Raw genomic sequence first — 12,633 nt, 5'->3', positions numbered from 1 at the left:
GCCCCGGCCCGGCTCCGGGCCCTGTGCCGTACTCCCGCGCCTCACTTCCCGTCGGTGGCGTGGACCTGGAAGATCGGGTGGTTGGGCGCTATCGCGCGCAGCTCCTCGTCGGTCGAATCCGGGCCCACGCCGTCGAAGAAGGCTCCGACCTCGGCCTTCCAGCGCTTGAGGTAGGCGCGCAGGATGGCGGGCTTGTCGTCGTCGGCCACCTCGGTGGCGGTGAACTCCTCGACCTTCTTGCCGAGGTGCAGTTCGCCGCCGCCGGCCACCCGCATGTTGTAGGTCCACTGGACGTGGCCTCGCGGGGCCACCAGATACCGCCGGCCCTCGAAGGTCAGCAGATTCACCGGGGTCTGCCGCCACTCACCGCTCTTGCGGCCCCGGACGGCCAGTACCCGCGAACCCCAGACGCTCAAGCCGCGCCGGGTCAGCCAGCCGACCGTGCGATTGAGGACGTTGACGGTGAACCAGCCGGGCTTCTTGACGTGTGCGACCTGCTCAGACATGGCGATCTCTCCGATTTCTCGACTGCTGTCGTGACCGCTGTTGTGAGCGGTGCTCTCGCTTGAGAACAGTGTGCCAGCGCCTCGTGAGAAAAAGCAAGAGCACTGCTCTCTTTCTTGGCTGATGCTCTTGAAGGTGGCACACTGACTGCCATGAGCGTGATCAGAGGAGCCAGGGAACGGGCGAGGATCGAAGTCACCGCGGCCATCAAGGAAGAGGCCAGACGCCAGCTCGCCGCCGAGGGAGCGGCGCGGCTCTCGCTGCGCGCGGTCGCACGCGAACTGGGCATGGTCTCATCCGCCCTCTACCGCTACTTCCCGAGCAGGGACGATCTGCTCACCGCTCTCATCATCGACGCCTACGACGCGATCGGCGCGGCGGCGGAGGACGCCCTGGCGAGCGCGGTGGAGCAGGGCGCGGCACCGGCCGACCGATGGGTCGCGATCTGCCGCGCCGCCGGCGAGTGGGCCGTCGCCCATCCGCACGAGTACGCGCTGATCTACGGCTCACCCGTACCCGGCTACACCGCGCCGCTCGACACCATCGGCCCCGCCTCCCGCGCCGCCCTGGCCCTGTTCTCCGTCGTCCGCGACGCCCACCGCGACGGCCTGCTCACGCAGCCGCCCGGCAATCCGCTCGCCGCCCCCGTCCGCGCCGACGCCGCCCGGCTCGCCGCGGAACTGGCCCCCGATCTGCCGGTGCGGACGGTCGCCGCGCTCGTCGCCGCCTGGGCGCAGCTCTTCGGGCTGATCAGCTTCGAGGTCTTCGGGCAGTTCAACCGGGTGGTCGAGGCCCGCCGTGAATTCCTCGAACTGGCAGCCGCGGGACTGGCCCGCCAGGTCGGCCTCGGCGCCGCCGCGAGCGCCTCGGCGGACACCTCTGACGACATACCCGCGGACGCGTCGGCGACGGACGGCGTACTCCCCGCGAAGTAGTCGCGGTGCCCCCGTACAGCGGACGCCGCCTCCCGGACCGCGGTCTAGCGTGGAACGCATGAGCCACGAGGAGCCGACAGGGCCGCCGCGCCACGGAATCCCGTTCGCGCGGCCCGTCTGGATCCCCGCACTCGCGCTGGCCTTCGTCCAGGTCGTCGGCACCCGCGTGGCATCGGGCCACCAGACCGGCCGGGTCGACCTGGACTGGCTCAGCTACCTGCTGCTGCTCGCGGGCCCGGCACTCCTGCTCCTCCGCCGCCGCGCACCGGTCGTCGTGGCCGCCGCGACCTGCGGCGCGACGCTGCTCTACATCACGCTCGGCTATCCCTACGGCCCGGTCTTCGCCAGCCTCGTCGTCGCCTTCTTCAGCGCCGTCGCCGCGGGCCACAGAAGGGCCGTGCCGGCCATCGCCCTGGTGTTCTTCGCCGGACACACGCTGATCGGCCAGTGGCTCTACCGCTATCTGCCGCCCTCCGGCGACGGCCGCGCGTCCTGGGCGGCGACCTCCGCGGCCGGTGCCTGGCTGCTCGCGGTGCTGGCCGCCGCCGAGCTGTACCGGGTACGGCGCGAGCAGATCGCCAGGGACCGCCGTGAGCGGGCCGAGGCCGAGCACCGCAAGGCCGACGAGGAGCGCATGCGGATCGCCCGCGAACTGCACGACGTGCTCGCGCACAGCATCTCGGTGATCAATGTGCAGGCGGGCGTGGCCCTCGCGTTGATGGACGAGCGGCCGGAGCAGGCGCGGACGGCGCTGGTCACCATCAAGGCCGCCAGCAAGGAAGCGCTGGGCGAGGTACGGCAGGTGCTCAGTACGCTCCGCGCCCCCGGCGAGGCACCGCGCTCGCCCGCACCGGGCCTCGACCGCCTGCCCGAACTGGTCGAACAGGCGGGCTCCGCGGGCCTGAAGGCCGAGGTCACCGTCGACGGCGCACCGGCCCCGCTGCCGCCCGGCGTCGACCTCGCCGCCTTCCGTATCGTGCAGGAGGCGCTGACGAACATCGTGCGGCACTCCGGCTCCCGCGCCGCCCGTATCCGCCTCGGCTACCGGTCCGGCAGCGTGGAAGTGACGGTCGACGACGACGGACCCGCCGTCGCGGGCGGCGAGAGCGGCGGGGGCAACGGCCTGGTCGGCATGCGCGAGCGGAGCGTCGCGCTGGGCGGCACGCTGGAGGCGGGCCCGCGCCCCGACGGCGGCTTCCGGATCCGCGCGCTGCTGCCGATCGTCGCGCCGGGCGTACCGGGCGGCGGCACCGAGGCTCCAATCGGCCCGACGCCCGGACCCTCCGCCCCGGCCGACCGGTCCGAGGGCCCGACCCCACCGGCCGCCCCGCCGACGCCACGCGCCGTACGATCGGGCACGGCCGAGCCGCTAGCGGGGGACCACCGCGCCGACCGGCCCACCCCCGCCGACGGAGCCGCTGAGGCGACCGAGTCCACCAAGGCCGTCGAGGCCACCGAGGAGCGTTCGTGATCCGCGTGCTGCTGGCCGACGACCAGGTGCTGGTCCGCGCCGGATTCCGCGCGCTGCTGGACGCGCAGAGCGACATCGAGGTGGTGGGGGAGGCGGCCGACGGCGAGGAGGCGCTGCGGCTGGTCCGCGACATGACCCCCGACGCCGTGCTGATGGACATCCGCATGCCGCTGACGGACGGTCTCGCCGCCACCCGCCGGATTACCGACGACCCGGCGTTGTCCGAGGTCAAGGTGGTCATCCTCACCACCTTCGAACTCGACGAATACGTCTTCGAGGCGATCCGCGCCGGAGCCTCCGGCTTCCTGGTGAAGGACACCGAGCCGGAGGAACTGCTGCGCGCGGTAAGGGCGGTGGTGGAGGGCGACGCGCTGCTGTCGCCCGGTGTGACCCGACGGCTGATCGCCGAATTCGCCGCTCGTTCCAAGGAGCCCGCGCAGGCGGTCGGCCTGGACCAACTCACCGAGCGGGAAAGGGAAGTGATGGCGCTGGTCGGCATCGGGCTGTCCAACGACGAGATCGCACGTCGCCTCGTCGTGAGCCCGCTCACCGCCAAGACGCACGTCAGCCGCGCGATGGTGAAACTCGGGGCGCGCGACCGGGCCCAACTGGTCGTGATGGCCTACGAGTCCGGGCTCGTCCGGCCCGGCTGGCTGGGCTGACCCGACGTCACCGACCCACCGCCCGAAGGCGAACGGCCGGCCTCCGTACCCCACTGGGCCCCCGTATCAGGACCGGTTCCGGTGCCCGACTCGGCGCCCGCGCCCCTCTCGGCGCCCGCGTCCGCGCCGACCGGTGCCCCGGGTAACGGAATCCGCTCGTGCAGCGCGTGCCCCCGCTGCTCGAAGCGGCGGAGCGTCAGGGCGACGCGCCCGCAGAAGGCGGCCGCCGCGACGATCACCGCGGCGGTGAACCACCCTTCGCGGGCCGTGCCGTGGGCCTCGTCCGCCATGACCGGGCTCACCACCGCCAGAAATCCGACCGCCGCCAGCACGGCGCCCGACACCATGGCGAAGACCATTTCGACTGTGATGGCGTCGCGTTCCGCTTGCGTACGGCTTCCGCGCATCCCCCGCCCCTCCCGTCGCAATCGCGATGCGGCCAAGTCTGCCATGGCACGACCGGCCCCGCGCGATGCCTTTTCGCGCGGGGCCGGTCGTCAAGTGCCCGGATCACCATGGGAGTCGGAGGACGCCGGAAGGGACGCGGGATGGGAATCGGACAGTCGGCCGAGCGGTCGGCCGACCGGGTGATCAGTCGCGCACGGCGACCTGTTCCGATTCGTCGGCCGCCTTGGCGGAGCCCGCGGAACCGGCAGACCCCGTGGCAGCCGCGGAACCGGCGGCGCCGGACCGTCCCGCGCCCCCGTTCTCGAAGTCGGCCGAGGACGCGACCAGGATGCCGTAGGACGCCTTCCTGCGGGTGAACAGCCCGGACAGGGTCAGCAGCAGGCCCACGAGACCGATGCCGGTGACGACCCACAGGCCGGGCCGGTAACTGTCGAGAATGGCCTGCTTGTTCGCCGGGTGATCGCCGCCGGCTGCGGTGACCACCGCGGTGACCACGGCCAGGAAGATGGCGCCGCCGACCTGGAAGGAGGTGTTGAGCAGCCCGGAGACCATGCCCTGCTCATGGTCCTTGACGCCGTTGGTGGCCTGGATGTTGAGGGACGGGAAGGCCAGCGCGAAGGCGGCGCCGAGCAGCAGCATCGACGGCAGGATGGCCGCCGCGTAGTTCGGGTCCAGATTGATCCGGAGGAAGAGGATGTAGCCGATGACCAGCGAGGTGAAGCCGACGGCGATCACCCGTGGCGTGCCGAACCGGTCCACGATCGGGCCCATCCGGGTGGACAGGACGGCCACCAGTGAGCCCGCGGGCAGGAAGGCGAGCGCGGTGTGCAGGGCGCTCCAGCCCAGCACGTTCTGCATGTACTGCGTGACGAGGAACTGGAAGGCGACGTACGAGCCGAAGAAGGTGGCGCCGCCGAGGTTGGCCCTGATCTGGCTGGACGAGCGCAGGACGCCGAGCCGGATCAGCGGGGACGAGGAGCGGTGTTCGATGGCGACGAAGGACGCCAGCAGGACGGCGACGGCGGCGAAGGAGACCAGCGTGCGGGCCGAGGCCCAGCCCGCCTCGGACGCCGAGACCACGGTGAACACCAGCAACAGCATCGAGGCCGTGCCGGTGACGGCGCCCGGCAGGTCGTATCCGCGGCCCTTGCCGCTCTCGCGCGGGCTCTTCGGGATGAGCTTCAGACCGGCGGCGAGGGCGATCAGCGCGACCGGCGCGGGCAGCAGCATCGTCCAGCGCCAGCCCGCCTCGGTGAGGAAGCCGGAGAGCACCAGACCCATGGAGAAGCCGGTGGCGCCGCAGCTCGAGTAGATGGTGAGGGCGCGGTTGCGGACCGGGCCCTCGGCGAAGGTCGTGGTGATGATCGACAGTCCGGCGGGCGCGGTGAACGCGGCGCTGAGGCCCTTGATGAAGCGGGTCGCGATCAGCAGTTCACCTGAGTCGACCAGGCCGCCGAGCAGTGAGGCGACGGCGAAGACGCCGAGCGCGATGAGGAAGACGCGGCGCCTGCCGAGCAGGTCGGCCGCGCGGCCGCCGAGCAGCAGCAGGCCGCCGTAGCCGAGGATGTAACCGCTGACGACCCACTGGAGCGAGGACGTGGAGAGGTCGAGGTCGTGGGCGATCGAAGGCAGCGCCACGCCGACCATCGACACATCGAGTGCGTCGAGGAAGAGCGCCGCGCAGAGCACCAGGAGCGTGCCCCACTGCAGGGCACTCCATCGCTCCTCGGTGCGGGGGACGGTAGGAGACGGAGAGGTCATGGAGGCGAGACTTACATGCGCACGCATTCAATGCAAGCGCATTTAATGTCCGTGCATGAAGGGTTCGCTTTCTGCTACCGTGCAGACATGACCGGCGACAAGGGTGAGCGGGCGCTCGTGGACGAGTGGCGGCAGATCCTTGCCGTGCACGCGCGCACGGCATGTGAACTCGACCGTGCGCTGCACCAGTACGGGCTCGGCGCCAGCGACTTCGAGGTGCTGGACCTGCTCGCCTCCGGCGACCCCCAGGACGGCGGCTGCACCTTCCGCGTCCAGGAGCTGGCCGACCGCGTCCACCTCAGCCAGAGCGCGCTGTCCCGGCTCGTCGCCCGGCTGGAGAAGGACGGTCTCGTCGACCGCGGCATCTGTAGCGAGGACCGCCGGGGCGTACGCGTCGGCCTCACCGAGACCGGCCGCGCCCGTTACGAACAGGCCCGCCCCTGCCACCGCGCCGTGCTGGAACGGATGCTCGTCCAGAGCTGACCCCGTTCGTCAATCCGCGGGCCCCGGTCCGTTCGTCAGGTGATCTTCGCCGTCCGACGCCACAGCTCCACCAGCGCGTCGTCACCCGTCACCGACAGCCGCTCGTACGGCCCGCGGTTCCACAGCGCCAGATAGAGGTCGGCCGCCGAGCCGGTGACGGTGCAGTCCGCCTCACCGGGCGCGTCGCGCTCCGCGGTCGGGGCCTCGGACGAGAGCCGCAGCAGCCACTCGCGGGCGCCGCCCGGCACGTCGGCCGCCCGGACCCGCAGCGTGCGCGGCCGGTCGGTGCGGAGCCTGGCCCGCCGCCTGGCCTGGAAGCCGGTCAGCAGCTCGTCCACGCCGTCCGCCGCGAAGCCGGTGGCCACCGGGGACGGGTCGCGGCCCAGCGCCGCCTCCGCGTCGATCCGGTGGATCGTCGTCTCATGGGCCTGGCGCCGCGCCCAGAAGGCCAGCGGCGAGGGCGCCGCCAGGAAGAACCAGCACGTCAGATCGGCGGGGGCGGCGACCAGCGCTTCCGTCAGCCGCCGATGCGTACCCCGGTACCAGTCCACCAGCTCCGGGTCGTCGGGCACCGCCGGGTCCAACGGCTCGCGTTCCATGCGGCCTTCGGCGACGTACCCGGTGGCCCAACGGTGCACCGCGCCGGTGTGCGCCAGCAGGTCGCGCACCCGCCAGCCGGGACACGGCGGCACGGGCGCGTCGAGACCGGCGCCGCCCGCCGCGTCGGCGAGCAGCGTGCCCTCGTCGCGCAGCGTGTCGATGAACTCGGCTGTCTCCATGCTCCCCGTCCGCCTCCCCGTCCGCTGATCGCTCTCCATGCGCGGATTCTCGCAGGACGGTCACCGTGCGGGCGAGGGAGTAAACGGGGCCGGCGGCCCGCTCAGCGGGTGGGCCGGGCGCCCGTCTCCGCGGGCGTCGAGCCGTCGGCGGAGCGCTCGCCCCTGGTGTCGGCGTGGCGGCGGGCGTACCGGGCCGCGTAGCCGAGCAGTACGGCGTTGAGCGCCGCGGAGACCAGCGCGGCCACGACGGTCAGCGTCCAGCCGGACCAGCCGAAGGCGGTGCCGCGGGTGTCCATGCCGCCGACCGCGGCGAAGGGCGCCCAGATCAGCGGCGTCCACGGCAGGGTCAGCAGCACCAGCAGGACGGCGGTGAGCGAGGCGTTGCGGTGCGAGAAGACCGCCGTGTCCAGCAGCATCAGCGCCAGCGCGGCGCCGACGACGTACAGATAGCCGCGGGAGATCCGTTCCCGGTGCAGCGGGCCGGTGGCGGTGGTCAGCCAGGACGGTATGCGCATCGCTCCTCCTTGCGGTTCCGAACCCGTACGGTTCCGGCCCGTGAGGCTCCGACGCCTTCGCCCCGCCCGGTCTCCGGGCCCTACGCTTCCGGCAGTGGATCTCGCGGCCGGGGACCAGCATGCCGTGATACGTGGCGGTGAGCGCCTGTTCCGTCGGTCACTTCTCGGCGCGCGCGGCGCTGTTCCGTACGCCGTAGGCGATGGCCGCCGCGACCGCGGCCAGGGCGGAGACGGTGGTCAGCGCGGTGGGCAGGCCGACGGCGTCGGTGAGGAAACCGATCGAGGGCGGGCCGAGCAGCATGCCGCCGTAGCCGAGGGTGGAGGCCGCCGCGACGCCGCCGGGGCCGGTCAGTTCGCCCGCCCTGGCCATGGCGGTGGGGAAGAGGTTGGCCAGGCCGAGCCCGGTGACGGCGAAACCGGCCACCACGACCGGGGTCGACGGCGCCAGCGCGCCGATCAGCATCCCCGCGGAGGCGGTGAGGCCGCCCAGCACCAACGCCCGTGTCTGTCCGAGGCGTTCGATCAGCGCGGTACCGGAAAGGCGGCCGAGCATCATCGCGCCCGCGACCGCCGCGTAACCGGCCGCCGCGATGCTCGACCCGCCATGCAGATCCTGCTCGATGTGCAGCGGCCCCCACTCGGCGAGCGCGCCCTCGCCGTACGCGGAACACGCCGCGATCAGCCCGAAGAGGAGGACGATCAGCCCCGTCCTGGCAGGCTTGCCGGGCGCGGTCTTCGCGACGGGCGCGTGCACCGGGTCCGTCGCCGTCGCGGTGACCGCGTCGGCAGGTGCCGCGACCGTACGGGCCGGGCCGTCCGCGAGCGGCGGTTCCGTACGGGCCTGTACGGGTCCGACCGTCTGGCGTGCCGCGACCGCCGACGGCTGCCGCAGCGGGTGCGCCAGCAGGACGCGTCCGGCGAGGAAGACCGTCAGCAGGCCGATCGGGGTGAGCAGCAGCAGGTGCGTGGCGGCCGACAGGTGCGGTGCCAGCAGGCCGCCGAGCCCCGCGCCGAGCAGGCCGCCCATGCTGTATGCCGCGTGGAAGCTGGACATGACCGGGCGGCGCATGGCCGCGACCAGGTCGACGGCGACGCTGTTGATCGCCACGTTCATGCCGCCGTAGGCCACCCCGAACAGCAGCAGGACGAGGCCGAGGGCGAGTGCCGAGTGCGTCCTCGGGGGCAGGGCGATGCTCAGGGAGAGGAGGATGCCGGTCAGCACCGTCACCCGGCGGCTGCCGAAGCGGCGGCAGAGCCGTCCGGTGAGCACCATTGTGGCGATGGCGCCGACGGAGACACCGAGCAGCGCGAGGCCCAACTGACCGGCGGTCGCGCCGGTCTGGGCCTTGATCGCGGGAATGCGGACGACCCACCCGGCGAAGAGGAAGCCGTCGACGGCGAAGAAGACGGTCAGGGCGACGCGCAGGCGGCGTAGGGCAGGAGAGGGTGGGGGAGTGTGGTGGGATCGGCCGAGGGCCGTCCCTATTTTGTTTAGCGTCGGCACAAAGTCAGAATAGAGGGGTGACACAGATTCGGACAAGGCTTGAGAGGGGTCGGGGCGCGCTCGGCCCGGCACTCTCCCTCGTGCACACCGGCCGCGCGGCGACCCGCGCCCTGCTCACCGCGGAGCTCGGAGTGACCCGCGCCACCGCCGGGGCGGTGGCCGCGGAGCTGGAGGCGCTGGGACTGATCCGGGTCGACACCCGGCCCACCGGCCCCTCCGGCGCCCAGGGCCGTCCCTCGCACCGGCTCGACGTGGCCCCCGGCGGACCGGTCGCGCTCGCCGCCCAGGTGCACGCCGACGGATTCCGGGCCGCGCTGGTCGGACTCGGCGGCGAGATCGTCGCCACCGCGCCCGGCTCCATGACCGTGCACGCCGACCCCGCGCATGTGCTCGCCGCGGTCGTGGAGGCCGGAGCGGAGCTGCTGAGCGCGTCGGGACGGGTCTGCGTCGGCGCGGGCCTCGCCGTACCGTCCGCCGTCGCGGAGCCCGAGGGCACCGCACTCAACCCGCTGCACCTCGCGTGGCCCGCGGGCGCCCCCGTACGGCAGGTGTTCGCGAGCCAGATCGCCCGCGTCGGCATCACGGGACCCGACGGCGACCCCGTCCCCTCCTTCATCGGCAACGACGTCAACGTCGCCGCGCTCGCCGAGCACCGGCACGGCGCGGGACGCGACGCCCAGCACCTGCTCGTCGTCGCCTCCGGACACCGCGGTGTCGGTGGCGCCCTGGTCCTCGACGGCCGTCTGCACACCGGCAGTTCAGGGCTCGCCCTGGAGGTCGGCCACCTCACCGTGCTGCCCGACGGACGCCCATGCCACTGCGGCAGCCGCGGCTGTCTCGACGTCGAGGCCGACCCGCTGGCCTTCCTCGAAGCGGCCGGTCGCGCGCCGGGGCCCGAGGGCTCGCTGCTCCAGCAGTCCATCGACCTGCTCCGCAGGGAGTACGACGACCCGTCCGACCCTTCCGTCCGCGACGCCGCGCACACCCTCATCGACCGCCTCGGCCGCGGTCTGGCCGGACTCGTCAACGTCCTCAACCCCGATCGCATCCTTCTCGGCGGCCTGCACCGGTATCTGCTGGACGCTGATCCGGAGCGTTTGCGGGCTGTTGTCGCCGATCACAGCCTTTGGGGGCGCAGCGGTAGTGTGCCGCTGCTCGCTTGTGCTCTGGACCACAACAGCCTTGTCGGGGCGGCGGAGTTGGCGTGGCAGCCGGTGCTGGATGATCCGCTGGCGCTGCTGGGCGGGTGAGGGGTGCCCGTTGGTTTGAGGGTTCGCCGCTGTGTGCCTTGTCTTTCCCGCCCGCCCACCCGTGCGGGTGCTTTCTTCGTCTGCGGGTGCCGCTTGTGCCTGGGTCGGTGCCGGTCCGGGGCACCTCCTCGGGCGACGAACGTGCCCGCACTTCGATGACGTCCAGCCCTTGTCCGTTCGTCCCCCTGCGGGGGCACCCCGGCCCGTCCCCTCCCGGTACGTCGGCGTCCGCCTGTCCGGTGGGGGTTGCCGGGGAAGGGGGGTGGGTGGGTGCCGGGGCCCTGCGCCCCCCGACCTCCCGGCGGGGTGGGCGAAAGGGGGTGGGTGGGCTCGGGTATGTCGGCGTCCGCCTGTCCGTGGGGTGCCGGGGTGGGTGTCCAAGATCGTGAGGGTGCCCCCGGTGTCTTCCGCCCTGAAGGGGCGCTCTCCGTCGATCCCATGGTGGAGGAACGGCCGGGCGCCGTCGCCGGTCTTTGGGACTTCCTCAGCCACAGCGGACCGTCGGACGCCGACGTGCCCGAGCCCCCGCCCACCCCCATTCCCCGGCAACCCCCACCGGCAGGCGGACGCCGATGGGCGAGGAGGGGACGGGGCGGGGTGCCCCCGCAGAAATACGTTGACGGCCGGGTGCCGGATTTGCAGAGGCCAGGTGATACGGATTTCGAGGAGGTGCCCCGGCCCGGCACCGACCAGGCACAGGCGGCACCCGCAGACGAAAAAACACCCGCACGGGCGGGCGGGCGGGCAAGACAGGCCGCGCAGCGGCGAGCCCTCAGAAGAGCGGCGGCGGGGCTTGCTTGGCCGGCGCGGTGACGGCCGTCGGGACGTCCGTTGGCGCGCCGTGCGGCGCGCGCAGCAGAGGCCAGCCCTGGGCGAGCCGGGTGTCGAGCAGTAGAAGGCGGCCCGAGTCTTCCGCCCCCTCCGGCTCCGAGACCCGCACGTAGACGTCGTAACCGGCCGCCGCCCTGACCGTCCCGGTGACCGTGCTGCCCGGCGGCAGCGCGGTGATGCGGGCGGCCGGAGGCGGGAGTTGACCGGGGGAGAGGCCGAACAGGACGGCGTGGTCGACGACTTCGCAGGGCCGAGCCCGCAAGGTGTCGGGCAGCAGGCCGGCCACCGAGGCGTGCAGGCCGCGCAGTTCGGCCGCGCGGGCCTCCGCGTCGGGCAGCGCGTGGCGGGCGGCGCGCTTGGCCGGAGCGGAGACGCGGTCGGGGACGCCGAGGGCCGCGCCCAGGATCGCCTCGGTACGGCGGGCCGTCATCAGGGGCCCCTTGCCGAGGAAGGTGAAGCAGACGGCGGCCTGCTCCCGCAGCCTGGCCGCGCCGCGTTCGGCCGCCGTGATGCCCACCTTGAGCAGTCCGGGGCCGAACCAGGCCAGATAGACGGCGTACGGCCGCGGATCGTCCGCCTTGGTGTCGGCCGCCACCGAATACGAACGGTCCAGCGCGGCGCACCGCTCGCACTGGTCGCGCCGTACGTCGGGAGGCAGCCGCGCGCCGTAAGGACACGTCACGTACCGGCCACCGCGCCACACCCCCGCGCAGGTGCGTACCGCTTCCGCGCCGACGGCCAGGGACAGCGGTCCGCCGAGCCGCAGCGGGCTTGACCGGCCGCGGTGCACCGGATGCCACCACGTCCACTCGGGACCGCCCTGACCCCAGCCCAGTCCCGTGCAGCGCCACATGTCCCCGACCCTAGGGCAGGGGTACGACAGCGCCCGCCCTCGACCGCCGGCGCCGGTGCCCGCACCGCCGGGAGCAGCGCCGGGAGCAGCGCCGGGACCGCCGCGTACTGCGCGGGTGGTAGCGCGGGTGCCGCTGGCCGTACGACGACGGGCGGCCCGTGGAGGACGAGGCTCGGTGGTGTCGGAAGAAGCCTCCCGACCCGGCATCCACCGAGGAGTTGACGAGCGATGAACACCCTGGCTTGGCATGACGGCGGGCCCGGCCCGTGGATTCTGTTCCTGCCCCTGATCTGGGCGGCCGCGGTCGTCACCGTGATCACCGTGCTGCGCCGCACCGTCTGGCGCGGACGCGGGCGCGGCGGCCCCTGGCGGGCAGCGCCGTGGCGGTCGGAGGTGGTCAGCGAGGCCGCGGAGAACTCGCCGGTCACCCTGCTCGGCCGCCGCTTCGCCGCGGGCGAGATCGACGAGGACGAGTACTGGCGCCGGCTGTCGGTCCTGGACGAGCGCTTCGGCCGTGACCTGCGCGAGGGCAAGGGCGGTACGGCGTGAGCGCGCTGCCCAGCGGCCCGAACGACGGGCGGCCCGGCTGGACGTCCTGCGGGCCGTCACCACCGAGTGAGCCAGCGGGACACGGCGGCCCGGCACGACAGCGGGACACGACAGCGGGACACGACAGC

At 73.1% G+C, this 12,633-nt stretch carries 13 protein-coding genes; 6 read left to right on the top strand and 7 right to left on the bottom strand.

The annotated features are described in order from the left end of the window. Window positions 1–41: 41 nt before the first annotated feature. On the bottom strand, window positions 42–506 hold the full coding sequence (locus ACIOC1_RS31995; RefSeq protein ID WP_401314003.1) for a nitroreductase family deazaflavin-dependent oxidoreductase: 465 nt from the start codon (window positions 504–506) through the stop codon (window positions 42–44). A 150-nt stretch (window positions 507–656) separates the two neighbouring features. On the opposite strand from ACIOC1_RS31995, the gene ACIOC1_RS31990 reads away from it, so the two are divergent. The 3 genes from ACIOC1_RS31990 to ACIOC1_RS31980 are packed head-to-tail and all read left to right on the top strand — an operon-like array spanning window position 657 to window position 3,572. After that, window positions 657–1,439 carry a TetR/AcrR family transcriptional regulator gene (locus tag ACIOC1_RS31990; RefSeq protein ID WP_401857595.1) on the top strand — a complete coding sequence of 261 codons (783 nt, stop codon included), beginning with the start codon at window positions 657–659 and terminating at the stop codon, window positions 1,437–1,439. A gap of 58 nt (window positions 1,440–1,497) precedes the next feature. Next, on the top strand, window positions 1,498–2,910 hold the full coding sequence (locus ACIOC1_RS31985; RefSeq protein WP_401857593.1) for a sensor histidine kinase: 1,413 nt from the start codon (window positions 1,498–1,500) through the stop codon (window positions 2,908–2,910). Then, a complete protein-coding gene (locus ACIOC1_RS31980) occupies window positions 2,907–3,572 on the top strand; it encodes a response regulator (RefSeq protein ID WP_391050197.1) in 666 nt (221 codons plus the stop codon). The genes ACIOC1_RS31985 and ACIOC1_RS31980 overlap by 4 nt, the downstream gene beginning before the upstream one ends. Here the strand turns inward: ACIOC1_RS31980 and ACIOC1_RS31975 are convergent. Beyond that, window positions 3,533–3,979: a DUF6332 family protein gene (locus ACIOC1_RS31975; protein WP_355343859.1), complete on the bottom strand. Its 447-nt coding sequence runs from the start codon at window positions 3,977–3,979 to the stop codon at window positions 3,533–3,535. The two genes, ACIOC1_RS31980 and ACIOC1_RS31975, sit on opposite strands and share 40 nt — an antisense overlap. Window positions 3,980–4,163: 184 nt before the next feature. After that, window positions 4,164–5,741, bottom strand: a complete 1,578-nt coding sequence (locus ACIOC1_RS31970; protein ID WP_401857589.1) for an MFS transporter — start codon at window positions 5,739–5,741, stop codon at window positions 4,164–4,166. A gap of 87 nt (window positions 5,742–5,828) precedes the next feature. Here ACIOC1_RS31970 and ACIOC1_RS31965 point away from each other — a divergent pair, with 87 nt between their 5' ends. Then, a complete protein-coding gene (locus tag ACIOC1_RS31965; RefSeq protein ID WP_355343865.1) occupies window positions 5,829–6,224 on the top strand; it encodes a MarR family transcriptional regulator in 396 nt (131 codons plus the stop codon). A gap of 35 nt (window positions 6,225–6,259) precedes the next feature. On the opposite strand, the gene ACIOC1_RS31960 is transcribed toward ACIOC1_RS31965, so the two are convergent. The 3 genes from ACIOC1_RS31960 to ACIOC1_RS31950 all read right to left on the bottom strand — a co-directional run bounded on the left by ACIOC1_RS31960 (window position 6,260) and on the right by ACIOC1_RS31950 (window position 9,022). Beyond that, window positions 6,260–7,003 (bottom strand): maleylpyruvate isomerase family mycothiol-dependent enzyme, encoded by a 744-nt coding sequence (locus ACIOC1_RS31960; protein WP_391164125.1) that lies wholly within the window; start codon window positions 7,001–7,003, stop codon window positions 6,260–6,262. A gap of 101 nt (window positions 7,004–7,104) precedes the next feature. After that, on the bottom strand, window positions 7,105–7,518 hold the full coding sequence (locus ACIOC1_RS31955) for an SCO4225 family membrane protein (protein ID WP_401857585.1): 414 nt from the start codon (window positions 7,516–7,518) through the stop codon (window positions 7,105–7,107). Between the two features lie 157 nt (window positions 7,519–7,675). Then, window positions 7,676–9,022, bottom strand: coding sequence for an MFS transporter (locus ACIOC1_RS31950; protein ID WP_401857582.1), 1,347 nt, complete (start codon window positions 9,020–9,022; stop codon window positions 7,676–7,678). 17 nt (window positions 9,023–9,039) lie between these two features. Between ACIOC1_RS31950 and ACIOC1_RS31945 the strand changes: the two genes are divergently transcribed. Next, window positions 9,040–10,272 (top strand): ROK family protein, encoded by a 1,233-nt coding sequence (locus tag ACIOC1_RS31945; protein ID WP_355343876.1) that lies wholly within the window; start codon window positions 9,040–9,042, stop codon window positions 10,270–10,272. Between the two features lie 772 nt (window positions 10,273–11,044). On the opposite strand, the gene ACIOC1_RS31940 is transcribed toward ACIOC1_RS31945, so the two are convergent. Beyond that, a complete protein-coding gene (locus ACIOC1_RS31940; protein WP_401857579.1) occupies window positions 11,045–11,956 on the bottom strand; it encodes a DUF2797 domain-containing protein in 912 nt (303 codons plus the stop codon). A 228-nt stretch (window positions 11,957–12,184) separates the two neighbouring features. On the opposite strand from ACIOC1_RS31940, the gene ACIOC1_RS31935 reads away from it, so the two are divergent. Beyond that, window positions 12,185–12,505, top strand: a complete 321-nt coding sequence (locus ACIOC1_RS31935; protein WP_401857576.1) for an SHOCT domain-containing protein — start codon at window positions 12,185–12,187, stop codon at window positions 12,503–12,505. Window positions 12,506–12,633: the final 128 nt, after the last annotated feature.

The organism is Streptomyces sp. NPDC088197 (genome assembly GCF_044741185.1).
In the GTDB taxonomy this organism is placed as follows: Bacteria; Actinomycetota; Actinomycetes; order Streptomycetales; family Streptomycetaceae; genus Actinacidiphila.
Note: the sequence above shows the minus strand (reverse complement) of the source record. Positions and strands in the feature narration are given on the sequence as shown.